We start from the raw sequence: 25,513 nt of genomic DNA, 5'->3' as shown, positions 1-25,513 counted from the left end.
CCCCGCCCCGCCGCTCGAGCTGGTCTGGTCGACCCGCTGGGTGTACGCCGGGATCGCGCCGATGTCGTGGGCCAATCCGTTCATCACGCCGGTCTGTCCCTCGAACTCGCCGCTGGCCATGTTCGAGACGTACAGGTGCTCGACGTCGCTCGCGTCAACGCCCGCGTCCTCGAGGCACTCGAGTCCGGCCTCCGCGAGGAGTTCCTGAATCCACTCCTCGCGCTGGCCGAACTGGGTCATCGAGGCGCCGATGATTGCGACACGTTCCATACCCCATCCGACTCAACTCAATGATTTATATGGACGGGTTCGCGGCAGTGCTCCGGGTCGGGCCGCGGCTACTGCCGTCGCGTTCGAACCGCCGTCCCCGAGAGGTTAATCCAGAGCATCCCCTCGCCCATTTCCTCGTAGTCGAACGTCGCGCCGACGACCGCGTCGGCGCCGAGCTCCTCGGCTTCCATCCGAATGTCAGCGAGCGCCTCGGTTCGCCCCTTCTCGACTTTCTTCTCGTAGGAGTCGCTGCGTCCGCCGACGACGTCCCGGATGCCGGCGGCGATGTCGCTGACGACGTTCGCACCCATGATCGCTTCTCCGGAGACGACGCCGAGGTACTCGGTCACCGCTCTCCCGTCCAGTCCGTCGGTCGTAGTAACGGTAACGTCCGTCATTCGTCCGGACGTGCGGACGGCTCCACCATAAGCCTAGAGGCCGGACGCCGGGTCGCTCCCGGACCGTCAGGCCGACTCCGCCGCGGCCGTCTGGAGCTCGCTCGCGCGGGAACGGGCCTGCGAGACGACCGCGGGGCGGGCCTCGAAGGAGACGAGCACGTCGTCGTCGCCGTAGCTGACGTCCTCGACGTGGGCGTTGTCGTGGAGCCAGGAGACGACGCTCATCGTGTCGTCGGTCATCGGGAGAACGAGCCGCTCCTGCTCCCAGGCGGGCAACTCGCGGTCGATGCGCTCGAGCAGGGCGTCGACGTTCGTTCCCTCCCTGGCGCTGACGGCGACGGGGTTCGGCGCGAGCGCCGACAGGGCCTCGCGCTTCTCGGCGAGTTCGTCCTCGCTGACCTGGTCGATCTTGTTCAGCACCGTCACGATCGGCGCCTCGTTGCGCTCGTAGAGGGTGTCGTGGCTGGTCACGAGCTTCTCGTGGATCTCGTCGACGTCCTCGCTGACGTCGACGACGAGCAAGACGAGATCCGCCCGGTAAACGGAGTCGAGCGTCGACTTGAACGACTCGACCAGCCAGTGGGGCAGGTCGCTGATGAACCCGACCGTGTCGGTCACCAGCACGTCCCGGGGTTCGATAGCCGCCCGGCGGGTCGTCGTCCCCAGCGTCGTGAACAGCCTGTCCTGGGACTCGGCGGTCGTCTCGAGGTCGGGGTGGAGCTGCTCGTTCTCACCGACGTCGAGGTCCGCCGCGAGCCGGCGAAGCAGCGTCGACTTCCCGGCGTTGGTGTATCCCGCGAGCGCGACCAGATCGAATCCCGAGTCGCGCCGTCGCTCGCGGCGGTGCTCCTCGGTCTGCTCGATGCGCTCGAGCTCGTCTTTGATACGGCTGATCTGATCCTTGATGTCCTGCTCGCGGCTCTCGTCGTACTCGCCCAGCCCCATGAACCCGGGGTGTTCCTCGCGCTTGGCGAGGCTCGTCTTGGCCTCGGCCCGCGGGAGCTCGTAGCGCAGCTCCGCGAGTTCGACCTGAAGCTGGGCCTTCCGGGTCTGGGCGCGCTGACCGAAGATTTCAAGAATCAGCGTGAACCGGTCGATAACCTCGACGCCCTCCGGCAACAGCTGACCGAGGTTGTACGTCTGGTAGGGTCCCAGCCGGTTGTCGAAAATGACCGTCTCCGCGTCGGTCCGTTCGACGACCGCGGCAAGCTCCTCGGCTTTCCCCTCGCCGAGCTGGAGCGCCGCGTCGGCCGTTCGGGACTGGGTCACCTCGCCGACGACGGTGTAGTCCGCGGCTTCGGCGAGCTCGCGGATCTCGGTCGTGTCTGCGGTGCCGGAGTCGACTCGCTTGGCGATGATCGCGTTCATACGAGTTGTCGTGTTCGGGGACGGCGGTGGTCGCTCGGGACGGCTCGTCCGTCGCTACCCTCGGCCCGTGACCGTCGCCCGAGCGACGCGCGCGTTCGGACGCTACGGATGGCGGTCGAACACCTCCGTCGAACGGTCGCGGGTCATAGCTCGGGGTACGCCGCCGATCGTCTTGAATCCAGTGCACGATGGGGCTTGGATCGGCGCCCTCGATCGAGAAGCGGAGCGAATCGGTCGCTATCGAGTGTTGAGCTCGTCCTTGTCCTTGACGAGTTCGGTTTCGGCCTCGCCGCTTGAGTGTTCGTTGACCGTGTCGTAGAACTCGTTTTGCAGTCCGGCCGGGAACGTCAACACACCGATCCAGGAGCCGTCGGCCTGCCACTCCTCGCGCTCGAGATCGCCGAACTCGCGGATCTTCGCCTGGGCGCTGCCGGCGTGTTCGGCGGGGATCTGGACCGCCATCGTCACCTCCTCGAACCGGATCGGAATCACCGGCCGCAGGGCGTCCAAGGCCTCGTCGACCTGCTGTTGGACCGGTTCCATCGGATCGACGGTAAAGCCGGCCTCCTCGAGGGCGTTGTCGATCCGCTCGGGCGGATGCGGGGCGTTGTCCATCTGCGGGTTGACCGCGTTGCGCGTGATCGTATCGATCAACTGCTTGCGCTTTCGCTCTTGCATCTCGCGGCGCTGGTCGGCCGTGATCTGGATCTCCCCTTCCCTGATGACCTCGGGGATGATCTCCATGGGATCGGTCGTGTCGAAGACCGTCTCGAGATCGCTCTCGGCGGGTCGGTCCCCCCGGGAGGCGTTCTCGAAGACGTCCTCGGCGGCGATGACGTCCTCGAGGTCGCCCTCGAAGTCGCCGCGTTTGATCGCCAGCGCCGCGTCCGGGTCTACGAGTACCTCGAAGCGCGCCCCGTGTGACTCGAGTCGCGCCGTCACCGCCTCGTCGAGCGATATCATACCCGAGCATACCTCCGGCCGGGTAAAAGAGCTTTTCCTGCCGGCGTTTTACCGTCCGGAGCCGGTTACTCGTCGGCTTCGTCGGTCTCCTCGCCGTCGTCGAGCAGGTCGTTCTCCTCGAGGTGGTCCTCGATGCGGTCGTAGTCGAACTGCTCGAAGCGCTCGGTCTCGGCATCGACCGTCGCGAGACCGACCTCGCTGGGCAGCAAGGAGCCGTCGTTGACCGACGCGAGCGCGTCGAGTGCGAGCGCGATACCGCCGTCGAGGTCGGCTTCGTCGTCGTAGTTCTCCTCTAAGTACTCCTGGAGCTCGCCGCGGTCGGAGCCGACGGCCAGGGCCTTCCACTCGTAGGGCGTTCCCGAGGGATCGGTCTCGAACAGTCGCGGCTCGCCGTTGTCGATGCCGCCGACGATCAGCGCGACGCCGAACGGTCGGGCGCCGCCGACCTGGGTGTACTGCTGGATGTGGTCGGTGACCTCCTTCGTGAGCGTCTCGACGCCGATCGGCTCGCCGTAGCGCAGCTGGTTGACCTGGGCCTGGCGGCGCGCGAAGTCGATCAGCTGGCGCGCGTCGGCGACGTGGCCGGCGCTGGCGATGCCGACGTGGTCGTCGGCCTTGTGTATCTTCTCGACGCTCGAGTCCTCGAGCAGCGGCGACGGAACTCGCTTGTCGACGGCCAGTACGACGCCGTCGTCGGTCCGCACGCCGATGCTTGCTGTACCCCGCTTGACCGCCTCGCGAGCGTACTCGACCTGGTAGAGTCGGCCGTCGGGCGAGAAGATCGTGATGCCGCGGTCGTACGCCTGCTGTTGTTGTTGTCCCTGCATAGTATCACGCGAAATCGCAATCGAGGTCTGTCGCGCCCGCGAACGCGTCATCGAGTCGCACGTCTGCAGACCCGTCGCGCACGACGGCGACTCGCTCTTCGTTCCCGAACACGACGTTTCTCTCCTCCGAATCTTGCCGGCCGCGTCCTAAATAGTTTTCTTCACCGGCACGGATCGTGCCACTGATACCGCAGACCCGGAGGCCGACCGCAGCGCCGTCGATCTCGTCGATGCAAGCGATCGCCGCCCTGGCGGGTTCGGTCTCGCCCCGGCGGACCCGAACGATCGCCGACCCCGCGCCGTCGTCGAAGGTAAACCGGACGACGGTTAGATCCGCCGCGGCGCTACCCGGATCGCCGAGCAGGTTCTGACCCGCGTACCAACACTCCCGCTGGAACGCCCGCCGATCGATCTCGGCGTCGGGCCAGGCCTCGAGCTCGATGACGAGATAGCGCCACCGGGGCCGGAGGTGTTTCGGGAGGTGTTTCATCCGTCGATCCGGGCGTCCGTTTCGGGCTCGCCGTCGGTCGCCGGACCGCGCTCGGCGACCAGGACGCCGACCTGGTCGTGGACCCGCTCGACGGCCGTCAGCGAGAAGCCCGCGCTCGTGAAGGCGTCCGCGAGGGTGCCCACCGTCGCGGGATCGTCGACGTCGGGCGAGTAGAAGGGTTCCTCGGGATCGGGTTCGCCGAAGAACATGACGTCGCCGAGGACGAACTTCCGGGGCTCGAGGCCGGCGATGACCTCGATCGCCTCCCGTTTCTCCTCGTCGGAGAGGTGGTGCATCGCGAAGTTCGACGTCACCACGTCGACGGGCCCGTCGTACTCGGGCTCGCGGAAGGTTCCCCGATCGAACTCGACGGTGTCGAGGCCTTCATCTTGGGCTTTCGCGTGCGCCTCGTCCATCATCCCCTCGCTGATATCGCGGCCGACCACGCGCTCGGCGTCGGGCGCGAGCGCGAGCGCGATGGCGCCCGTGCCGGTTCCCAGATCGAGGACGACGTCGTCGCCGTCGGGCGCGGCGTGTTCGATCACCAGGTTCGCACACGCGCGGTACTCGGCGGACTGGTCGTCGTCGTAGTCGCCGGCGATCTCGTCGAAGCGATCCGCGTGCTCATCGAGGCTCCTCTTCATACCTGCCCCGTTCGACCCCCGGCTCAATGAACGACTCGGACTGGACGTGTCGGTTGCGCTCGGCGACGCGGCCCCACTCGGCGAGGCCGTCCGCGACGAACTCGCCCGAGAGGCCGATCTCCTCGCCTAACGCCTGCAGCTCCCGGGGCGCGCGGAGCTCGAGGTGCGATGTCGGGTCTGCGCTGACGACGTACGGTGCGTCGTAGTAGTCGACGATCTCGGCGAGCTTGCGCAGCGACTGAATCGCTCGCACGCGCCGACCGCCGCTTTCCCGGAGCGCCCTCGAGAGGTCGAACTCGATGCGGACGCCGTTCTCGACGGCCGCCTTCGCCAGCACGTGGTTGACGTCGCCGTCGCCCGCCATCGGTCCCGCCAGCACGTCGACTTTCGCCTGCTCGACCGCGAAGCGGTTCAGAGCGTTCGTCCCACCCTCGAGGGCGACGATCGTCCGCGAGGTGCGGTAGTTGCCGACCGCACCGCTTGCCTCCTGGGGGGTTTCGGCCCGGATCTCGACGCCGTCGACGACGTCGATTCCGTACGTTTCGGCGATCGCGTCGGCGTCGTAGTCGGCCCGCGATCCGGAGCGGTTGCGCACGACCACGCCCTCGTAGCCGTAGTCGGCCGCCCGCTTGGCGAGCCTGGCGACCGTGCTCTGTCCCTCGGGGTGGGCGCGGACGGCCTCGTACATACTCGAGGACTCTCGGGGCTTCGACTTGGGGTTTGCGTCACGCGCCGCCTTGATCTACCTGACCGAGTAACACACTACGGCCGGGAGCGCGCTCGCCGGTTTCGGCGAGCGCGCGACTCGGGGAAGGGCAGGCAGACTCCCAGTACTCACCGCGAGCGAACCCGAAGGGTGAGCGAGCGGACCGACGACCGATGTGAGTGAGGACTATCGGGACGAACGAACGGAGGGAGGAGTGTTTTTGATCGAAATTTTATCGAGGGACATCGCGGTCGCGAACCGCCGCGACCGCGATAGACCGTAGAATAAAATTTCGTTAATTGAGAATCGACTGCGCCACGGTCGCGAGCTGGCCGTTGTCGGCCTCGGTCAGTCGCTCGTCGCCGATCTTCAGGCGCAGGCGCGGGCGACCGACGTCGATGGGAACCTTCTCGGTGTCGATCAGGCCCATGTCCTCGAGCTTGGTCTTCGTGCGGCTAAAGGTCGCCTTGCTTGCGATGCCGACGTCCTCGCCCCACTTGCTGATGTCGTACAGCAGCGCCTCGTTCTTGGCGGCCACGAGCAGCGAGATCGTCACCTCGTCGAGCCCGTCGCCGTCGCCGCGGGCGGTCTCGAGCGAGTCGAGGATGGCGCTGAAGTCCTCCTGGGCATCGGGGCTGATCTCGTCGGAGAGCGTGTTCTGTACGTCCGAAATCGGCGGCGTCCGGAGATTGTACTCCGTGGCGTCCTCCCAGCGGATCGCGTACGCGTCGTGGGTGTCCGCGACGAAGCTCTCGTCGTCGGTGACCAGGCCGCCGACGCGGTCGTTCGCGTGGACGATAGCGACGACGCTGTCTTCCGTGACGAGCAGGGAGTTCTCGGGCGCCTCCTCGAGCGAGCGCAGCGAGAGCGACCCCTGGCTGACGAGGTCGGCGGCGTTCGAGGCGACGATGAAGTCGTCCATAACGTCTTTGAGCGTGCGCTCGTCGGCGAGCATGTGAACCGACGGGAGCTCGCCGTCGAAGGCGGTCGCGACGGAGACGAACTCCTTGATGGCCTCGCGCGAGGGGTTGACCATGTAGACGTCACCGCTCGCGTCTTCGAGGACCGATTCGAGGATATCGTCAATCTGGTGATTGAGTAAATTCGAGGTCATGCCAATACAGAAGTAAACGAGGTACAGTTACTTAATTTTGGTGGCCGTTTTTCCGCCAGAACCGCCGCGTTCCGTTCGATCGCCCGGCGTGAACGCGAGCCCGCGGGCGGATTCTGCCGCCTCGAGCCACATTAAATTCTACAATTTATGACATCAAATTAATATTGTAGATCGCCCTGTGTCTAATTATCTTTGAAATTACGACAAAACTTATGTTGGAGTTCTGGTATTGTAGGATTGCATGGGTGCAATTGGTGACCTGATCGACTCGGTGCAGGTGTGTGTGGAACAGCGACTTCGAACGGATCCGGACCGACCGCTCTTCCGAACCAGCGCTATCAGTACGTACAGCGGCCCCTAGCCGCTCAGACGAACCGCGACCACAGTTCTCCGGACCAGTAGATATCGCCGTCGTAGATGACCGACGACCCCGTACTTTTCAGCAGCGACACGAGTTCGGTCCGTTCGATCGTAAAACTCGACTCGTTTCCACAGAGGTAGGCGTACTCGCTGTCGGTCGTGTGGGGCACGTAGTACGATCCCGTCGCGCGGGTCGAGTAGCAGTCGAAGGTAACCAGGTAGCGGTCGTCCTCGAGTTCCTCAAGGGTGATCGTCGTCGGCAAGCGACTCTCGCTTTGGGTGAGCGAGTGGGTACCGTCGCCGACGACGGCGTAGTCCTTGCCCATCATGATCCGGCGGCGAGCGAGCCGGAGCGCGCGCTCGATGCTGAACCCGTGGACGAGCAGCCTGGCGAACGTCGAACCGACCTTGATGGCGTGGTCGTTCAGCACCTTCCGGAACGTCACCGCGCCCGCGACGCTGCCCTTCTCGATCAGTTCCATCCCCTCGTAGTAGGAGCCGCAGGCGTTGAGGAAGAACGTCTGTGCGGAACACCGATCCAGGCTCGAGGCCGAGAGCATCCCGTCGGTGCAACGCAGGCCGTCGGTCTCGCAGTGACCGATGTAGTGGACGAAGTCGTAGTCGCTCTCGAAGACGGCGGCGAGTTCGTTTCGCGTCAGCCCCTCCTCGACGGTGACGTCCATCCGGACCTCGTTCGATCGCTGTCGGTAAATCTCGGCGACGTCGTCGTGTTCGCCGGCCATGTCGGGGTCGTTCAGGACGACGCAGATCGACGTCGCCTCGCTCGAGCGCTCGAGGTACGACAGCCGGTTGTGGTAGGCCGCGGCGGTCGACTTGAAGACGTCGATCGGCACGCCGTCGGCGAGCCAGCCGTGGGCCCGCGCGTCCCGCAGGTCCGGTTTGACGATGTCGACCGACGCGACCTGCCCCGAGTGGGCTCCGCCCGGCGAGCCGTTTCCGCCCCGGTAGAAGTCCGTCAGCGACCGTTCGATCAGCTCCTGACCCTCGAGTTCGGAGGTTCGCGGCGTGTAGAGAAGGCTCATCCGATCGAGCAGGAACGGGAGCGTCTCGGCGGTCTCGTACTCCGGGGTGACGTACGTCGCGAGGTGCCACTCCGGGAGTCGGTGTTCGATCGCGTCGAAGGGCGTCTCGAGGTAGGCCGCGAGCCGGGTCGCCGGCGTCGCCTCGTACAGCCGCTCGGCGTCGAACTCCAGCGCGTCGAGCAGACCCGCCTCGGCGAGTTGCGTTCCGTACGGACCGGCGTTGCGGACCAGACAGTCCAGAAAGAACGTCTTTCGGAGGAGTCGTTCCACGTTGCGCTCGAGGCCGGGCATCGGCGACAGCTCCGTTTCGACGCCCTCCTCGGGAACCCGGAGTCGGGGACGCATTCCGACGCCGTCGGCGCCGTTCGTCGTTCGCACCGTCGCCTGGAGGTGGTACGCGAGCGGGGCGGTGACGTACAGCGACTCGTAGCAGGGTGGAACGACGAGTTCGATCCCGCTGTCCCGGTGCTCCGAGCGGATGGCGTCCGGAATCTCGAGGTCATCGCCGAACTCGATCAGCGGCGGATGGCCCCGGAGCGTCGGGTAGGTGCGGTCGGGGCTGGCGGTCTTGTACGACGAGGAGAGATACGAGATGGCCGACGCGACGTCGGCCGGCGAGTCGGAGACGGTGATCGTCCCCGCGGGGCGTTCGTGGCGGCTCCTGAGTCCGACGACGACGCGAACCGGCTCCGGGAACGAGACGACGATCGACTCGAAGTCGTCGGTCTTTCGAATCGTCGCGCGCCCCGAGAACCGGAGGTAGCTCTTGATCTCCGTGTCGACGTCGATCACGTACTCGTCGGTCGGCAACGAGAGCGGTTGACCGCCGGGATCGAGCTCGTACCGGGCGCTCGAGCCGAGCGCGAACGCGTAGACGACCGCGTTCGGAAACCGGAGCTCGTCGGTCGTGACGGTGATCGTCTCGTCGACGGGACGCGGGAGCTCGCGCCCGGTACCGACGACCGAGAGATCGCTACCGACGACGGTGAGCTCGGCGTTGTCCGTGTCCATGACGTGGAGCGCGTCCCCGGCCATCGCCCACTCTATCATTCGATATACTGAATGCCCGCCCGATTAGTTAGGTGTATCGGACGTTCCTCTCCGCCCGAAACGTCTCCCTGGCTGAACGTACCGACTCGACTTGCCGTAGACGGGTACACTTATACGGAGTCCGAACCGCACACCAGACATGGATCACGAGCACGTCCGGGACGTCGATCCCGCCGTCGCCGACGCACTCGAGGGAGAGATCGACCGGCAGCGCGAGTCCCTGCAGATGATCGCCAGCGAGAACCACGTCAGCCGCGCCGTCCTCGACGCCCAGGGCAGCGCCCTCACCAACAAGTACGCCGAGGGCTACCCGGGCGCCCGGTACTACGGCGGCTGCGAGTACGCCGACGAGGTCGAGGAACTCGCCATCGAGCGCGCGACGGAGCTGTTCGGGGCCGAGCACGTCAACGTCCAGCCCCACTCGGGCACCCAGGCCAACCAGGCCGTCTACTTCGCGATGCTCGAGCCCGGCGATAAGATCCTCTCGCTGGATCTGAACCACGGCGGCCACCTGAGCCACGGCCACCCCGCGAACTTCGTCGGCCAGCTCTACGAGGTCGAACAGTACGAGGTCGACCCGGAGACGGGGTATCTCGACTACGAGGGGCTGGCCGAGCACGCCGCCGAGTTCGAGCCCGACGTCATCGTCTCGGGGTACTCGGCGTACCCCCGCGAGGTCGAGTGGGAGCGCATCCAGGAGGCGGCCGACGACGTCGGCGCCTACCACCTCGCCGATATCGCCCACATCACGGGCCTGGTCGCCGCGGGCGTCCACGAATCGCCCGTCGGCGTCGCCGACTTCGTCACCGGCAGCACCCACAAGACGATCCGCTCCGGACGGGGCGGGATCGTGATGTGCGACGAGGAGTACGCCGACGACATCGACGCCGCCGTCTTCCCCGGCGGACAGGGCGGCCCGCTGATGCACAACGTCGCCGGCAAGGCGGTCGGATTCAAGGAGGCTCTCCAGCCGGAGTTCGAAGAGTACGCCGAACAGACCGTCGCGAACGCGAAGGCGCTTGGCGATCAGCTCTCCGAGCACGGGTTCTCGCTGGTCTCGAACGGAACCGACAACCACCTCGTGCTCGTCGACCTCCGGGAGAGCCACCCCGACACCAGCGGGGGCGACGCCGAGGAGGCTCTCGAGGACGCCGGGATCGTCCTCAACGGGAACACGGTGCCCGGCGAGACGCGCTCGCCGTTCGATCCCTCGGGGATCCGCGCCGGTACGCCCGGGCTGACGACCCGGGGATTCGACGAGGACGACTGCCGCGAGGTCGCCGACCTGATCGCGCGCGTGATCGACGCGCCCGACGACGAGGACGTCATCGCCGACGTTCGCGACGAGGTCGCGACGCTTTGCGAGGCGAACCCGCTCTACGAGTAGCGATCGATAGCGATCCGTTTCGGTAGCCGGCGACCGACAGGTCGCCGGCGCGTGCCTTTTCCGACCCGTTCCTGTACGCCCGCCGTGTCGACGCGCTCGACGAGGGGCGCCGATCCACGACCTGTCCACAGACGTGGGTATCGAGTTCCGTCCGTGGGTGGAGATGAGCACGAACCCGAGCGTTGATTAGCCTCGCGGTCGCCTCCTCGAGTATGACCGAGATCATCGACGGGAAGGCGGTCGCGAGCCGGATCCGCGACGATCTGACGGAATCGATCGAGCGACTCGCGGACGCCGGCGCCCGGCCCGGGCTGGCGACGGTGCTGATGGGCGACGATCCCGCGAGCCAGACGTACGTGAACATGAAACAACGGGACTGCGAGGAGGTCGGCATCGAGAGCCACCACGTCGACGTCGACGGCGACGCCCCCGCCGAGGAGCTGTACGACGCGATCGCCGATCTCAACGGGAACGACGACGTCCACGGCTACATCGTCCAGGCACCGGTTCCCGACCACGTCGACTACCGCGATGTGATCCGCCGGGTCGACCCCGCGAAGGACGTCGACGGCTTCCACCCCGAGAACGTCGGTCGACTGGTCGCCGGCGACGCCCGGTTCCGTCCCTGCACGCCCCACGGCGTCCAGAAGCTGCTCGAGGCCGCCGGCGTCGAGACGGAGGGCGCGGACGTGACCATCGTCGGCCGCTCCGATATCGTCGGCAAGCCGCTGGCGAACCTGCTGATCCAGAAGGCCGACGACGGGAACGCGACGGTCACCGTCTGTCACTCCCGCACCGAGGACCTCGCCGAGAAGACCCGCAGCGCTGATATCGTCGTCGCGGCCGCGGGCGCGCCCGAGCTGGTCGACGGCTCGATGGTCGGCGAGGGCGCGGTCGTGATCGACGTCGGCGTCAACCGCGTCGATGCCGACACCGAGAAGGGGTACGAGCTCGTCGGCGACGTCGAGTTCGAAAGCGCCAGAGAGCGGGCGAGCGCGATCACGCCCGTCCCCGGGGGGGTCGGGCCGATGACCCGCGCGATGTTGCTCTACAACACGGTCAAGGCCGCGAGCCTGCAGGAGGACGTGGCCGTCGACCTGCCCTGAGCTGCAGGTTCGAGGCCGACGACGGACGTCCCTTCAGCCGTCCTCGAATCGGATCAGGCCGCGCTCCTCGAGTTGCATGAGGAAGTACGCGAGCGTCTCGTCGACGGGTTCGACCCGGTCGGCGTCGTGCGCGTCGGCGACGATCGACGCGATCTCCGAGATCGTGTGGTCGCCGTCGCAGTGACGCCAGACGGTCGTCCCGACGGAGTCCAACGTCAGCTCGCGTTCCCTGCTCGTCCCGAAGAGGTCGAACAGGAACCGATCGAGCCGGTTTCGCGGCGTTTTCGTCCAGGTGATCGCGACCCGGGACTCGCCGTCGACGGTCGTCTCTTGCCAGTCCTCGGCGTCCCGCCGCGGAACCGCGGTCGGCGCGTGTCCGCTCATAGTCGGACGGTCGATCAGGCGTTCTCCGACTCGGACGCGTTCCAGAGCACGCTCGCCGCGAACAGGCCCACGAGGGCGACGAGGGCGACGACGCCGAGCGTCGCCTGGGTGGCGCCCGCGAGGCCGAGCGGGAACGGGGCGCCCTCGGCGTTCCCGATCCCGCCGACGTAGAGCGCGCCGATGACGATCCCCATGATCGCCTCGCCGGTGATCAGTCCGGCCGCGACGATCCGCCCCCTCGAGGTCGTCCGTTCGGCGAGCGATCCCTCCTCGTCGTCGCGTCGTTCGACGTACCGGTCGATCCCGGCCCGGAGCAGCCCCCCGAGGAAGATCGGCGTCGCGAGCGTGATCGGCAGGTAGATGCCCACCGCGAACGGGAGGACGGGGACGTCCATGAGGATCAGAACCAACGCGAAGACGGCGCCGATGAGGATCATCCCCCACTGGGCGGTACCCGTGAGCACGCCCTCGGAGATCAGCGCCATCATCCCGGCCTGGGGCGCGGGGATCGTCTCGCTCCCGATGCCGTAGGCCCGGTCGAAAAAGGACAGGACCCAGCCCGCGAACAGCGCCGACAGCGCGATCCCGATCACCTGCGCGAGCTGTTGTTTTCGCGGCGTCGCGCCGAGGAGCTGGCCCGTCTTGAGGTCCTGGGAGGTGTCGCCGGCGACCGCCGCGGCGATCGCGACGACCGAGGCCGTCATCAACACGACGACGGGGTCGGTCGCGCCGACCGACCGCAGCGCCAGCGCGGCGATCAGGATCGTGGCCACGGCCATCCCGGAGACGGGGTTCGAGGAGCTGCCGACGATCCCGACGAGGTACGCCGAGACGGCGACGAAGAGGAACGCGGCGATCACGGCGATGAACCCGCCGACGAGGCCGACCTGTACCTGGGGCACCGCGACCAGCGCGAGCGCGATCAGGACGGCGCCGACCACGACGACCTTCATCGGCAGGTCGCGCTGGGTTCGTTTCGCGTCGGCGGTCGCGCCGGAGCCGCCGATCTCCGCTGCGGCGGTCCCCAGCGCGTCGACGATGGTGCCCCGCATCGAGAGGATGGCGTAGAAGCCGCCGACGATCATCGCGCCCGCGCCGACGTAGCGGACGTACTCGTCCCAGACGGCGTCGGCCTGGGCCATCAGCGCCGCGTCGGCGGCCGACTCGGGGACGAACCCGCCGGTGATCAACAGCGGGATCAGCATCAGCCAGGCGACCAGCCCGCCGCCGAACACGTAGCCGGCGATCCGCGGCCCGATGATGTAGCCGACGCCCAGCAGCGCGGGCGTGAAGTCGCCGCCGATGGCGAACCCGTCGGTCTCGCCGACCGAGAACGCCGTCTGGATCGTCGTCCGGAACGCGGCCATCCCGTTGGCCAGCCACATGTAGAGGAAGCTCACCAGAAAACCGAAGGAGATGAGCTTCACGCCCTCGTCGCCGCGGGACCCGGCCTCGAGCACGTCCGCACAGGCGGTCCCCTCCGGGTAGGGGAGTTCCTCGTGGCGGTCGACGATGAGATAACGGCGCATCGGGACCATGAAGAGAACCCCGAGCAGCCCGCCCAGCACCGCGACCACCGCAGTGTTGACGATGTCGATGGGCTGATCGAGGAAGGTAACCCCCGCGATGGTGAAGATGACGCCGGCCGCGAGCGCCTCGCCGGCGGAGGTCATCGTCTGGACGATGTTGTTCTCGAGGACCGTTCCGCCGATACCGACCCGTCGAAGGCCGTAGAAGACGCCCATACTGATAACCGCGGCCGGAATCGAGGCGCTGATCGTCATCCCCGAGCGCATCCCGAGGTACATGTTCGCCGTCAGCATCACGACGTTGAGCGCGAGCCCGATGAGCACCGCCTTGATCGTGAGCTCGGCGACGCTGCGTCCCGCGGGGACGTGGGGACTCGGCCCCGCCGCCGATTCGCTGGCTGTACGATCGTCGGTCCGCACCGCTCCGTCTTCCGATGGTCCGTGTGACATGATAGAGCCCAGTGGACGCTCCCGCGAGCCGCCGGCGCGGCGACGGTCGAGCGTCCCTGCGGTCGCTTCGACGCTAACCGGTCACGGGTATAAATGCGGCAAGATCTGTCCGTCCGTACACTATATGCTACCGTTTCACAGGTAGTGTGAGGTCGATCGAGTGGTTCTGGGCAGGTCCGTTCCACGGCGTCGGAGACGGAACGGCGGCCGACCCCGCAGCGGTCACTCGAGCTCCTCGAGTTGCTCCTGGGCTCGGGCGAACGCCAGTTCGTCGCCCCGCAGCCCGTTCGCGAGGTCGCGGGTCGCCTCGACCAACCGCTCGGCCGTGCGCGGCTCGACGTCGCCGTCGAGCATCCGGATTCGCTTGACGTGCTCGCCCAGCGTCTCGAGGGCGCCGCGCTCGGCGCCGGTTAGCTCCCGGCTCTCGCTCCAGTCGCGGACGTCGCGTCGGTACTCTCGAACCGCGTTCGCGTAGGCGAGCCCGCGGGCGCCCCGTAGCGACGGCGGCACGTCCTCGGCGGGCGGGCGCTCGCCCTCGTCGGCCCCCCGTAGCAGCGAGAGGAAGTACAGTTCCTCCCGGTCCTCGAGGTCGGCGGCGCGACCGACGACGTCGGCGACGTGGAGCAGTTCGATCGCGGCCAGGTAGTCGTCGTCGAGTTCGCGGAGGTCGCCGGCGTTGATGAACCCCCGCCGCCGAACGTACTCTTTCGTGCGGTCGCGTGCGCGTCTCGCGAGTTCGTCGGTCGACACCTCGTCGATGGCGTTTCGAACGGGGGTGAGATCGAACTCGACGGCGAGGTCGGTGTGTTCGGTGCGCGCGTCGAGGCCGACGCTGCGGAGGCTCCCACAGGCGGGACAGCCGACGCTGCCCGTCTCGTAGTACGACCACCTGGTTCCACACTCCTTGCACTCGCGTTCGCCCCTGACCTTCATGCTCGACGGTACGGACGGGTCGGCAAAAAGTCCCGGCGGACCCCGGCGGCGAGCCCGCGAGCGACGGGTCCCGTCACCGAGCCGCAAGCGATCGATTGCCGACCGGAAAACCGCCACTTACTTTCGAAATCGAACGGCCCCGCGTCGGGTCCGCGGCCTCGACGTCGCCAATCTCGGATTAGCGTCCGCCACGGCGACCTTTTTTGCGATCGGTCCGGTAGTGGTCGGCATGCGCGACGAGGAGGAAATCCGGGAGCAGTACGAGTTCCTCGAGGAGCACCTCGAGAGCGAGGAGATGCGTCACGACGGCGTCAGAGAGATGTTCACCTACTACAAGCGAGCCCTGGGGTGGGTGCTCGAGGAGGAACACATCTAACGTCCTCCCGCGAGTGGCGTCGTCGAGTTCCCGTTACAGACGGGGCCCACGGATTGGAGCGGGTCCCCGCTCGTCGAAGACGGTGGGGTCGTGCCGGTCCGATCCCAGCCCGAGGTAGTGGGCTCTCTCCTCGAGCCACCGTGAGGCGGGGGGCTCAACCTCGGAGGAGGCCGCGACCGTCGGACGACGCTTTCCGCGCACCGATCGCACGCGGCCGTCGCCTCCGGGACGGGTCGTGAGCTCCGATCGGACGTTCGCTACCGTCTGTCGGCAGTACGAGGAGTCCCTCCGAACGGAACCTCTCGGCGTCCGACCGATTTGCGACAAACTTAAGTATGGGGAACGGAATCTTTCGAGTGACGCTTCGCTTGGAGGGCCGAAGCGTCAGCGGGGACCAATTCAGGGCGGCAAGCGGCCGCGCGACATTTTTCCGTCGCGCGGCCTGCTTTCCTGTTTCCACACTCACTGTCTATCGACCGATACGTGTGCGTGTTCCAAACCCGCCCGAAACCGGTCGGTTCGAACTGGTGGTCAGACGACATGAAAGCGGAGTTACGATCCGTCTCCGACCTAAATCCCAATTGAGTTATCATTTGAAACTGGCCGAAACAGCTATCCTCGATGGTAATATCCCCGTTTCGGTCGAAACGACCCGATAGCCTTATTAAAATTCGACAGTAAGTAGGAGTGGTACTTTCCCAATGTACGACCTGACAGGATTCCAGCGCGATCTCCTCTACGTCATCGCCGGCGAGGAAGAACCACACGGGCTGGCCATCAAGGAGGAACTCGAGGAGTACTACGAGAAGGAGATCCACCACGGTCGGTTGTATCCCAACCTCGACACGCTCGTCGACAAGGGGCTCGTCGAGAAGGGGAGCCGGGACCGTCGGACCAACTTCTACACGCTCACCCGTCGCGGTCGCCGGGAGCTCGAGGCGCGCCGGGAGTGGGAAGCGCAGTACGTCGATCTGTAAGGCGCGCTGACACGTCCGGACGACGAGACCGCTCGGTTCCTGTCGGTCCGGCCTCCTCGCCGGAACGCCGCCGGCGCCGAACGGGGCGAGTCGAGCGTGCCCGTCCCGGATCGCCCCGGGCGGCGGCGGTCGGCTTATATACGCCCGTGCGAAACTACGTGGAGTGAACGGGGTTACGCTGCAGCTGGCCGAGGGACCGCTCGACGCCACCGTCGCCCGCATCGCGCTGGCCGGGGCGCTGGGTCTGTTCCTCGGGCTCGAGCGCGAGTGGTCACAGAAGTCCGCCGGAATCCGCACCTTCTCGCTGATCAGTCTGCTCGCCGCGGTCTTTACGATCCTCGTTCTCGAGACCGACGTCGGAGAGAGCCTGCTGGCGCTGGGCGGAGTGCTCGTGATCGTTCAGGGCGTGTTACTCGCCGTACAGGGGTTGACCAGCGACGAGGACGAGACCAGGCTCTCGCTGACGACGTCGGTGTCGATGCTGGTCGCCTACGGCGTCGGCGCGCTCGTCGCTTCCGGCTTCATCATCGAGGGCGTCACCGTCGCCGTCCTCTCGTCGCTGCTGTTGGTCCTGAAGCGGGAACTGCACCAGTTCGCCGGCGGACTCAACCGCGAGGAGATGCGCTCGACGACGGAGTTCGCGATCCTCGCCTTCGTCGTCTACCCGCTGTTGCCCGCCCGGTACGAACTCGATCTCGGCGAGTTGACGATCCCGCTCGAGCCACAGGTCATCTGGCTGATGGTCGTCGCCGTCGCCGGAATCGGCATCGCGAACTACGCGATCGTCTCGACCTACGGCGGCCGCGGGATCGCCGTCACCGGCTTTTTCGGCGGGCTGGCGTCCTCGACGGCCGTCGTCGGGACGATGCTCGATCACGTCAACCAGCGCCCCGAGGCGGCCTCATACGCCGTCGCCGCAATCTTGCTCGCGAACGCGGCGATGGCCGCCCGAAACCTGGCGATCGCGGTCGGGTTCACGGTCGGCAGCGGCAGCGCCGTCCTGCTCGAGGCGGTCGTCCCGCTCGGGGCGGTCATCCTGCTGGCGTTCGTCATCGCCGGTCTCACCGCCGACTGGCGCGAGTCGGGATCGATGGAACTCGAGAGTCCGTTTTCGTTGAAAAACGCCCTCGGATTCGGCGCCGTCTTCCTCGTCGTGCTCGTGTTCGGCTCGCTCGCCGAGACGTGGTTCGGCACCCTCGGGTTCTACGCGACCGCGGTCGCCAGCGGGTTCGTCTCGAGTGCGGGCGCGACGACCTCCGCGGTCGTCCTCTACCGCGGGGGCCAGCTCAGCGACCCGGAGGCGACGATCGCGATCCTGCTGGCGACGGTCTCGAGCATCGTCGTCAAGACGGCGCTGGCGGCGACGTCCTCGAACAAGGGGTTTCGCAATCAGGTCGCGCTTTACAGCGCCGTCCTGCTGGTCGGGGGCGGGCTCGCGGCCGCGCTGGTCGTCGTGTAGCGGGCGAGGGAGCGTCTCTTTAACTCGGTAGCGCCCCAACGGCGTGCATGGACCGCGACACGGTCGAACCGCAGGTGGGGACGATGCCCGGCGAGCGGGCGAAACGCTGGGCCGAGTACCACCATCGATACGCCGCGCCGAGCACGTACGTCTACGAGTTCGTCTGGGACGCGCAGGCCGACGCCGTCGGCCCGTTCTGCACCGACGTCGACGGCAACGTCCTGCTGGATTTTACGAGCCACGTCGCCGCCGCACCGCTTGGCTACAACAACCCGACGATCCGCGAGAAGCTCGCCGAGTTCGATCTCGTCGATCCGTTGAAGATCGCCGGCCAGGACTTCTACGTCAGCGGCGGCTGGCCGCCCGAGGACCCCGAGTTTCCGGGCCCGACGCAGTTGATGGACCGATTAGTCGCGATGACCGACCACTACGACATGGATCGGGTTTTCCTCTCGAACTCCGGCGCCGAAGCCGTCGAAAACGCGATCAAGATCTGCTACGCCGCGGGCGGCCACCGCGCCGTTACCTTCGAGGGCGCGTTCCACGGCCGGACGCTGGGCGCGCTCTCGCTGAACCGCTCGAAGACCGTCCACCGGCGGGGCTATCCCGAAATTCCGGGCGTCGTCAGCGTTCCCTACCCCGCGACCCCCGAGGAGTACGAGACCCGCTGGCTGACCAACGGTCCCGGCGGGAACGTCCTCGCCGACAAGCTCCACCCCGAACGGGGCGTGATCGACCCCGACGAGGTCGCCTACCTCATCCTCGAGCCGATTCAGGGCGAGGGCGGCTACCGCGTCGCCGACCCCGAGTTCGCCCGGGACCTCGAGGACCTCCGCGAGCGCTACGACCTGACGATCGTCGCCGACGAGATCCAGTCCGGGCTCGGCCGCACCGGGGAGCTGTGGGCCGTCGACGACCTCGAGTTGACCCCCGACGTCATCGCCGCCGGAAAGGGACTACGTGTCGGCGCGACGATCTCGCGGTCCGACGTCTTCCCCGAGGAGACGGGGCGGCTCTCCTCGACGTGGGGCGCCGGCGACGCGATCGCCGCGATGCAGGGGGTCCTGACGATCGACGCCATCCACGAGGACGACCTGCTTTCGAACGTCCGCGAACGCGGCGAGCAGCTCCGCCGTCGCCTCGAGGCGGCCGACCTGCCGGGGGCCGTCGACGTTCGCGGGAAGGGGCTGATGGTCGCCGTCGAGTTCGACACCGAGCAGCGACGCGAGGCCGTCGTCGCGGCCACCCTCGAGCGGGGGCTGCTCACGATCGGCTGCGGCCACGCGTCGCTGCGACTCCTGCCGCCGCTCGACGTCACCGAGCGGGAGATCGACCTCGGGGTCGAACTGTTGCTCGGGGCCGTCGAGAGCGCCGCAGCCGACCGGTCGCGGTCCGCGTAGGCGGACCACGAAAGCCGCAGCTACTTGGCGCTACCGCACCCAGTGGCGATACGATGATCGGTGCCTACACCATCGGCAAGAAGGCGCTACTGTTCGGGTACAAGCGATACGGCGTTCCGGGAGCGATCCTCTCCGGCGGCGTCGTGCTGGCGGGCTACGTGGCCGTCCGCCGCCTGCTTCGCGGCGACTCGAACGCGAACTCGCTCGGCGAAGCCCTCGAGAACGAACTCGAAGAGACGACGACGGACGACGACGGGGCGACCGACGGCTCGAGCGCGTCGAACTAGCGCGCGACTCGGTCGGTCGCCGTCGGCGACCGCAACGCTATCCTGCAGCCGCTTCGAACCGCCGATAGATGTCACGAGAACCGCGGATCCGACAGCTCGTCGAGGAGCTNGTCGGCGACCGCAACGCTATCCTGCAGCCGCTTCGAACCGCCGATAGATGTCACGAGAACCGCGGATCCGACAGCTCGTCGAGGAGCTCTCGCTCGAGGAGAAGGTTCGGCTCACACACGGCGCGAACGATCCCGAAGGGCGCGCGACCGGGTACGTAGCGGGCGTCGAGCGACTCGGAATCCCCCCGCTTCGGATGGCCGACGGGCCCCTCGGCGTGCGGATCCCCGACGAGTCCGCGACGGCGTTTCCCGCCCCGATCGCGCTGGCCGCGACCTTCGACGCGGATCTCGCGAGCGAGCACGGGGAAGCGCTGGGCCGCGAGACCAGGGGCAAGGGACAGGACGTCCTGCTCGCCCCCGGCGCGAACCTCGTTCGGGTCCCCCACAATGGTCGGAACTTCGAGTACTTCGCCGAGGACCCCGTCCTCTCGGCGTCGCTCGCGGGGGCCGTCGTCGCGGGGGTCCAGTCCCAGGACGTCGTCGCGACGCCGAAACACTACGTCGCGAACAGCCAGGAAACCGCCCGCGCCGCCGTCGACGCCGAGATCGACGAGCGCCCGCTGCGCGAACTGTACCTCCCGTCGTTTCGGTCTGCCGTCGAGGCTGGCGCGGGCTCGGTTATGACCGCCTACAACGACGTCAACGGGACCCGGATGAGCGACCACGAGCGGCTGGTTCGAGACGTGCTGAAGGGCGAGTGGGGGTTCGAGGGGTACGTCGTCTCGGACTGGTTCGGCACCGAGGGAGCCGCCGCCGCGGCCAACGGCGGCCTCGACGTCGAGATGCCGGGAATCTCGATGGCGGAGATGCAGTCCGCGATGGCGGGCGACGACGCCGACGCGCCCGACCCCGCGGGCGGGGACGGTGACGAAGCCGACGAGCTCCCGGACGCGATCGCCGACGGGATGCCCGACCACGAGAGCTGCGAGCGGTTCGCCGACTCGCTGGCCGACGCGGTCGAATCGGGCGCCGTTTCCGAGGAGCGACTCGACGACATGGTCGCGCGGGTTCTCCGGGAGATGGACCGCATCGGCCTGCTCGAGGACGGCGACGACCGCACGGACGGCGCGGTCGACACGCCCGCCCACCGCGAGCTCGCGACCCGTGTCGCGACGCGTGGGACGGTGCTGCTCGAGAACGACGGGGTCCTGCCGCTCTCGGACGACGCGGACGTCGCCGTTATCGGCCCGAACGTCGACGAGCCCGTTCTCGGCGGCGGCGGGTCCTCGGAGACGACGCCCGTCGTCGAAACCGATCCGCAAGCCGGAATCGCCGAGCGCGCCGACGGCGAGGTGACGGTCGCACACGGCCTCCCGCGGGTCGAGGGTGTCTCGATGCTCGAGGAGTTCGCCGGTGTCGACGCCGACGAGGACGATCCCGAGGATTCCGCCGGCGGTCCGGACCTCGAGGGCGCCGCGGCGGCCGCGCGCGAGGCCGACGTCGCGGTCGTCTTCGTTCGCGACACCGCGAGCGAGGCGGTCGACCGCGAGGATCTGCGCCTGCCCGGTCGACAGGACGAACTGGTCGAGACGGTCGCCGCGGAAAACGACCGCACGGTCGTCGTCGCCAACTCGAGCGGGCCGATCGAGTGCCCGTGGCGCGAGGAGGTCGCGGCCGTCCTCGAGAACTGGTACCCCGGACAGGCCCACGGCGAGGCCGTCGCCGCGGTGCTGTACGGCGACGCCGACCCGGGCGGACGACTGCCCGTGACGTTCGCGCCCGAGGGCGCCTACCCGACGGCCAACGGGCGCCGTTACCCGGGCGTCGACGGGACGGCTCGCTACGACGAGGGCGTCTTCGTCGGCTACCGCCACTTCGATTCGGCCGAGCGGGAGCCAACCTACCCCTTCGGCCACGGCCGCAGCTACGCCGACTACGAGTACGTCGGCGCCGACCCGGACCTCGAGGACGGAACGGTTCGCGTCGCCGTCGAGAACACGACCGACCGGGACGGACGGGAGGTCGTCCAGGTCTACGTTCGTCCGCCGTCCGTCGAGGGGGTCGATCGCCCCGTTCGCGAACTCGCGGGCTTCGAGAGCGTCGCGATCCCGGCCGGCGAGCGCGTCTCGGTCGCGGTCGACCTCGAGGACCTCGCGTTCGCTCGCTACGGCGAGGACGGTGAGGGCTGGACGGTCGATCCGGGCGAGTACGTCCTCGAGATCGGTCGTTCCTCGCGGGATGTCCGGGAGACCCTGCGGACGGAACTCGAGGACGGGTTCCGAAAACGGGTTCGGGAGTCGCTCGCGACCCGCGAGTCGTCCTCGGCCGATCGGCGCGATCGGTAGCTGGCGAGGTGAGGGTGGGCGTCCGAGCAGTCGGTACGGCAGCGTTATTCGCCTGGGACGGCATTCGGACTCGTGGAGCTGAAATCGACACNGATGTGTATAAGAGACAGGGACGGTACTGCTGCCGGTCATTCTCTACGCGACGTACCGACGGAACTGGAACGTGGCGGTTTTCGCCGCGGTATTTACGCTACTCAACCCGATTCTGTTCTCGCCGCCGGAGACCGAGGACGCGTGGATGACCCGCGTCGTGCTCGCCGAGCGATGGTGGAGGGAACGCGGGAACGGCGTTATCGGCCTCACCTACCCGGCCGTTCTCAACGCCGCCAACGTCCCGATGACGGCGTACGCGGTCGTCGCGGCGTACCGACAGCGGCCGCTTCGAGCCGCGCTCGCCGGCGTCGCTTCTATGGCGCTCAAGTTCTGGTACGTGGCGGCCCTCGTCCGCGAGTACGACGCCGAGACGAAAACGACACCGTAGCGTGTACCGACGGACCGTCGTACCTCGTCTCGATCGCGACTGGAGTCGGCTACCGGAGCCGCGTTACGCTACCGCTCGCCTCGAAGTTCCTCGACGTGGTCGATCCGCTGCTGGACGAGATCGGGTTTGCCGATGTCGTGGCGGACGTGGAGTCCCTCCTCGCCGGCGACCTCGAGGGCGTCCTCGGCGATCTCCTCGGCTGCGGTGATCGAGTCGGCGACGCCGACGACGGCGACGGCTCGCGAGGTCGTGGTGTAGATGCCGTCGTCGCGTTCGTCTACACTGGCGTAGTACAGCAGGGCGTCGCCCGCGCTCTCTCGCGGGTCGCTTTGCTCCCCGCTCGAGTTCTCCGTGGCGCGTGCCACACGCGCCACGCTCTCCTCGTCGGCCTGCACCTTCGCACCCGCCTTCGGATCCGTCGGGTACCCCTCGGGGACGGCGTACTTACAGACCGTCGCCTGCGAGGCGAACTCGAGTTCGGGCAGCTTCTCGCCGTCGCGGGCGGCCGTCAGGACCTCGAGGAACTCGGTCTCGAGGACGGGCAGGGTGTTCATCGCCTCGGGGTCGCCGAAGCGGGCGTTGAACTCGATCACCTTCGGCCCCTCGGCAGTGAGCATGAACTGGCCGTAGAGGACGCCGCGGTAGCCCTCGAGGGCCTCAACGGTCGCCTCCATGATCGAGACGGCCTCCTCGTAGTCGGACTCGGTCATAAAGGGGAGTTCGAACGCGGCGTCGGAGTAGCTGCCCATCCCCCCGGTGTTCGGCCCCTCGTCGCCCTCGTAGGCCCGCTTGTGGTCCTGGACGGCGGGAGCGGTCCGGACCTCGCCGTCGGCGACGAACGCCTGGACGGTGAACTCCTCGCCGACGAGTCGCTCCTCGAGGACGATCCGATCGTAGTCCGACTCGCTGACGTACGCTTTGCCCTCCTCGGCGGTGACCTGATCGCCGATAACCTTCACGCCCTTCCCGCCCGTCAGCCCGGCGGGCTTGATCGCGAGGTCGCCGTCGTACTCGTCGATGTAGTCGCAGGCCGCGTCCACGTCGTCGAAGGTCTCGAAGTCGGGACAGCCCGGCACGTCGTGTTCGGCCATGAACCGCCGCTGGAAGGCCTTGTCCGTCTCGATGCGAGCCTCCTCGGCCTTCGGCCCGAACGCGTAGATCCCCGCGTCCTCGAGTTCGTCGACCACGCCGGCCTCGAGGGGTGCCTCGGGGCCGACGACGGCAAGCGTCGCCCCGACCGCCTCGGCGTACTCGCGGACGGCCTTCGGGTTGGTCGTCTCGAGCGTCTCGAACTCGGTCGCGAGCCGGGCGATCCCGGGGTTTCGGTTCCCCGCGCAGGCATAGAGGTCGACTTCGCCGTCGTCGGATTCCGTCCGACTGCTCGAGGCGCGTCGCGCCTCGCTACCCTCGAGCGCCCGCGCGATCGCGTGTTCGCGCCCGCCGCCGCCGATCAGGAGCACGTGCTCTGCCATGCCCGATAGGGAAACGCACGAACCTGTAAACGTTGCCCTTTGTGCGAGCGAAAAGTATGCACGAGTACGGGTATGATTCGCCGAAGTCCGCCGTCTCGGTCGGTCGCTCTCGAGTTTCAGTCGTCGCCGGCGGGCGAGGGCTCGAGGGGCGCGCCGGCGTCCTCGTCGGTGTCGCCCGTCTCGATCCCGTCCGGACGGGGGAAGTGCTCGATCGTCTGCTCGCGGAAGGCCTCTTCGTCGAACTCGTACTCGCCCTCGAGGAACTCGAGCACCTCGAGGGTGTCCCGTCGCGCGTTCTTCAGGCAGGTCGAGGCGCCCGGCGAGGGGGTGATGTTGAAGATGATGTCGTCGCCGACGATCTTGGCCTCGCCCATGTCGAGAGACTTCGTCTCGGTGTCGACGATCTGAGGACGGACGCCGCCGTACCCCTTCGCGCGCTCGATGTCGTCGAGTTCGACGCTGGGGACGACCTTCTGGACGTGCGGGAGGAACTGTTTCGGGCCGACGTTCGGCACGTCGTAGACCAGGTTCCGGAGCACGTACGGCAGGAGGATCCGATCCGAGAGGATGTTCGCGTAGCTGAGAAACGCCGCGGCGTTGAGCCCGAAGACGTCGAGGAAGTCCGTGACGGTCGAGATGCGTCCGCGCTCGAGGGCCGGGACGAGCTTCGCGGTTGGGCCGAAACGCGTGATCGAGGGGTCGTGGACGTCGGCGTCGCCGTGGACCGCGGCGAAGGGGAGTTTCTTCATCTGGAGGGTGTAGACCTTCCCGTTGAGCAGGTCGTCCGCCAGGAAGAAACTGCCCGCGACCGGGAGCAACACCTTGTTCTCGCCGTAGCCCAGCTCCTTGGCGATCTGGAGGCTGTGGGAGCCGGCGGCGACGACGGTCGCGTCGCAGTCGAAGCGCCCGTCGGTCGTCTCGATGGTGTAGCCGTCGAGCGTCGGCGTGATGTCCTCGACCTTCGTCCCGGTGTAGACGTCGACGCCTGCCTCCTCGCGGGCGAGTTCGACGAACGACTGGGTCGTCGCGCCGTAGTCGACGACGTAGCCGTCGGGCGTCTGGAGCGCGCGCAGCTCCTTGTCCGGATCTCGATCCTCGACGACCTTCGGCTCGAGGTCGGCGATCTCCTCGCGACCGATCGAGCGCAGCTTCGGGAACAGGTCGCCGAAGCCCTCGCCCTCGTAGCGCCGTTCGAGCTCCGCGACCTCCTCGTTGCCCACGCCCAGCACCATCTTGCTGCGCTTGTCGTGCATCTCCCGATCGGGGTCGTGGTTCTCGAGGTAGCCCGCGAGCATCTCCGCGCCCTCCTTGACGTCCCGGGCCTTCTCGAGGGTGTAGTTGGTCTCGATGTCCCCGAAGTGCAGCGTCTGGGAGTTGTTCGTGTGGTCGGAGTTGATCGCCGCGATCTCGTCTTCCTTCTCGATCAGTGCGATGGAGTCGATGTCGGTAAACGTCGCCGTCGTGTACAGCAGCGACGCGCCGCTGATACCGCCGCCGACGATAACGAGGTCGTACTTGCCAGACATTGTTATGGTGGCCGCTACTTGCCCCACTTCGGTCCAGACGTATAACTCATATTTTTCTCTCGGGAGATTCGTCGATCGACGAAAACCGTCTCGACAGAGATTGTGCTGGTCTCGAGCG

Annotated in this window: 24 protein-coding genes; 9 read left to right on the top strand and 15 right to left on the bottom strand. The window is 67.4% G+C overall.

The annotated features are described in order from the left end of the window. The 10 genes from C492_RS17095 to C492_RS17050 form a co-directional block, all read right to left on the bottom strand. On the bottom strand, nucleotides 1–270 hold a 270-nt coding region (locus C492_RS17095), incomplete at its 3' end, for a thiolase family protein (RefSeq protein ID WP_008425914.1). A gap of 68 nt (nucleotides 271–338) precedes the next feature. Next, nucleotides 339–668 carry a YbjQ family protein gene (locus C492_RS17090; RefSeq protein ID WP_008425912.1) on the bottom strand — a complete coding sequence of 110 codons (330 nt, stop codon included), beginning with the start codon at nucleotides 666–668 and terminating at the stop codon, nucleotides 339–341. 66 nt (nucleotides 669–734) lie between these two features. Then, nucleotides 735–2,036 carry a GTPase HflX gene (gene hflX, locus C492_RS17085; RefSeq protein WP_008425911.1) on the bottom strand — a complete coding sequence of 434 codons (1,302 nt, stop codon included), beginning with the start codon at nucleotides 2,034–2,036 and terminating at the stop codon, nucleotides 735–737. 237 nt (nucleotides 2,037–2,273) lie between these two features. Beyond that, a complete protein-coding gene (locus tag C492_RS17080; RefSeq protein WP_008425909.1) occupies nucleotides 2,274–2,999 on the bottom strand; it encodes a ribosome assembly factor SBDS in 726 nt (241 codons plus the stop codon). 65 nt (nucleotides 3,000–3,064) lie between these two features. Then, entirely contained in the window at nucleotides 3,065–3,826 is a 762-nt protein-coding gene (gene psmA, locus C492_RS17075) for an archaeal proteasome endopeptidase complex subunit alpha (RefSeq protein WP_008425908.1), read from the bottom strand. A 4-nt stretch (nucleotides 3,827–3,830) separates the two neighbouring features. After that, on the bottom strand, nucleotides 3,831–4,316 hold the full coding sequence (locus tag C492_RS17070; RefSeq protein ID WP_008425907.1) for an Rpp14/Pop5 family protein: 486 nt from the start codon (nucleotides 4,314–4,316) through the stop codon (nucleotides 3,831–3,833). After that, complete coding sequence (locus C492_RS17065; protein ID WP_008425906.1) at nucleotides 4,313–4,960, bottom strand: class I SAM-dependent methyltransferase; 648 nt, start codon at nucleotides 4,958–4,960, stop codon at nucleotides 4,313–4,315. Before C492_RS17065 ends, C492_RS17070 begins: the two co-directional genes overlap by 4 nt. Further along, on the bottom strand, nucleotides 4,941–5,648 hold the full coding sequence (locus C492_RS17060) for an RNase P subunit p30 family protein (protein ID WP_008425905.1): 708 nt from the start codon (nucleotides 5,646–5,648) through the stop codon (nucleotides 4,941–4,943). The genes C492_RS17065 and C492_RS17060 overlap by 20 nt, the downstream gene beginning before the upstream one ends. 313 nt (nucleotides 5,649–5,961) lie before the next feature. Further along, the gene (tbsP, locus tag C492_RS17055) at nucleotides 5,962–6,780 is read right to left on the bottom strand and encodes a transcriptional regulator TbsP (protein WP_008425904.1); all 819 of its coding nucleotides are present in this window, start codon (nucleotides 6,778–6,780) and stop codon (nucleotides 5,962–5,964) included. Between the two features lie 365 nt (nucleotides 6,781–7,145). Continuing rightward, nucleotides 7,146–9,233, bottom strand: coding sequence for a hypothetical protein (locus tag C492_RS17050; RefSeq protein WP_049893153.1), 2,088 nt, complete (start codon nucleotides 9,231–9,233; stop codon nucleotides 7,146–7,148). A 139-nt stretch (nucleotides 9,234–9,372) separates the two neighbouring features. Here C492_RS17050 and glyA point away from each other — a divergent pair, with 139 nt between their 5' ends. Both glyA and C492_RS17040 read left to right on the top strand, forming a co-directional pair. Next, nucleotides 9,373–10,620 carry a serine hydroxymethyltransferase gene (gene glyA / locus C492_RS17045; RefSeq protein ID WP_008425902.1) on the top strand — a complete coding sequence of 416 codons (1,248 nt, stop codon included), beginning with the start codon at nucleotides 9,373–9,375 and terminating at the stop codon, nucleotides 10,618–10,620. Between the two features lie 212 nt (nucleotides 10,621–10,832). Beyond that, nucleotides 10,833–11,726, top strand: a complete 894-nt coding sequence (locus C492_RS17040) for a bifunctional methylenetetrahydrofolate dehydrogenase/methenyltetrahydrofolate cyclohydrolase (RefSeq protein WP_008425901.1) — start codon at nucleotides 10,833–10,835, stop codon at nucleotides 11,724–11,726. A 33-nt stretch (nucleotides 11,727–11,759) separates the two neighbouring features. On the opposite strand, the gene C492_RS17035 is transcribed toward C492_RS17040, so the two are convergent. The 3 genes from C492_RS17035 to C492_RS17025 all read right to left on the bottom strand — a co-directional run bounded on the left by C492_RS17035 (nucleotide 11,760) and on the right by C492_RS17025 (nucleotide 15,022). Next, nucleotides 11,760–12,110: a PqqD family protein gene (locus C492_RS17035; RefSeq protein ID WP_008425900.1), complete on the bottom strand. Its 351-nt coding sequence runs from the start codon at nucleotides 12,108–12,110 to the stop codon at nucleotides 11,760–11,762. A 14-nt stretch (nucleotides 12,111–12,124) separates the two neighbouring features. Then, the gene (locus C492_RS17030; RefSeq protein ID WP_049893152.1) at nucleotides 12,125–14,089 is read right to left on the bottom strand and encodes an OPT family oligopeptide transporter; all 1,965 of its coding nucleotides are present in this window, start codon (nucleotides 14,087–14,089) and stop codon (nucleotides 12,125–12,127) included. Between the two features lie 222 nt (nucleotides 14,090–14,311). After that, nucleotides 14,312–15,022, bottom strand: coding sequence for a DUF7117 family protein (locus tag C492_RS17025; protein WP_008425898.1), 711 nt, complete (start codon nucleotides 15,020–15,022; stop codon nucleotides 14,312–14,314). Nucleotides 15,023–15,251: 229 nt separating this feature from the next. Between C492_RS17025 and C492_RS24740 the strand changes: the two genes are divergently transcribed. The 7 genes from C492_RS24740 to C492_RS16995 all read left to right on the top strand — a co-directional run bounded on the left by C492_RS24740 (nucleotide 15,252) and on the right by C492_RS16995 (nucleotide 22,397). Continuing rightward, complete coding sequence (locus C492_RS24740; RefSeq protein WP_005555567.1) at nucleotides 15,252–15,398, top strand: hypothetical protein; 147 nt, start codon at nucleotides 15,252–15,254, stop codon at nucleotides 15,396–15,398. 701 nt (nucleotides 15,399–16,099) lie between these two features. Then, entirely contained in the window at nucleotides 16,100–16,375 is a 276-nt protein-coding gene (locus tag C492_RS17020) for a PadR family transcriptional regulator (RefSeq protein ID WP_008425896.1), read from the top strand. Between the two features lie 163 nt (nucleotides 16,376–16,538). Then, nucleotides 16,539–17,834, top strand: coding sequence for an MgtC/SapB family protein (locus C492_RS17015; RefSeq protein WP_008425895.1), 1,296 nt, complete (start codon nucleotides 16,539–16,541; stop codon nucleotides 17,832–17,834). Nucleotides 17,835–17,881: 47 nt separating this feature from the next. Next, nucleotides 17,882–19,234: an aminotransferase class III-fold pyridoxal phosphate-dependent enzyme gene (locus C492_RS17010; RefSeq protein ID WP_008425894.1), complete on the top strand. Its 1,353-nt coding sequence runs from the start codon at nucleotides 17,882–17,884 to the stop codon at nucleotides 19,232–19,234. A gap of 53 nt (nucleotides 19,235–19,287) precedes the next feature. After that, entirely contained in the window at nucleotides 19,288–19,521 is a 234-nt protein-coding gene (locus C492_RS17005; protein WP_008425893.1) for a hypothetical protein, read from the top strand. Nucleotides 19,522–19,678: 157 nt separating this feature from the next. Then, entirely contained in the window at nucleotides 19,679–21,916 is a 2,238-nt protein-coding gene (locus C492_RS17000) for a beta-glucosidase family protein (RefSeq protein ID WP_008425892.1), read from the top strand. 163 nt (nucleotides 21,917–22,079) lie between these two features. Continuing rightward, nucleotides 22,080–22,397 carry a DUF6653 family protein gene (locus C492_RS16995; protein WP_008425891.1) on the top strand — a complete coding sequence of 106 codons (318 nt, stop codon included), beginning with the start codon at nucleotides 22,080–22,082 and terminating at the stop codon, nucleotides 22,395–22,397. A gap of 68 nt (nucleotides 22,398–22,465) precedes the next feature. Here the strand turns inward: C492_RS16995 and purD are convergent, their stop codons facing one another. Both purD and C492_RS16985 read right to left on the bottom strand, forming a co-directional pair. Next, nucleotides 22,466–23,869 (bottom strand): phosphoribosylamine--glycine ligase, encoded by a 1,404-nt coding sequence (gene purD, locus C492_RS16990; RefSeq protein WP_008425890.1) that lies wholly within the window; start codon nucleotides 23,867–23,869, stop codon nucleotides 22,466–22,468. A 116-nt stretch (nucleotides 23,870–23,985) separates the two neighbouring features. Next, nucleotides 23,986–25,395, bottom strand: a complete 1,410-nt coding sequence (locus C492_RS16985; protein ID WP_008425889.1) for an FAD-dependent oxidoreductase — start codon at nucleotides 25,393–25,395, stop codon at nucleotides 23,986–23,988. Nucleotides 25,396–25,513: the final 118 nt, after the last annotated feature.

This window comes from Natronococcus jeotgali DSM 18795 (assembly GCF_000337695.1).
Lineage (GTDB): Archaea > Halobacteriota > Halobacteria > Halobacteriales > Natrialbaceae > Natronococcus > Natronococcus jeotgali.
Note: the sequence above shows the minus strand (reverse complement) of the source record. Positions and strands in the feature narration are given on the sequence as shown.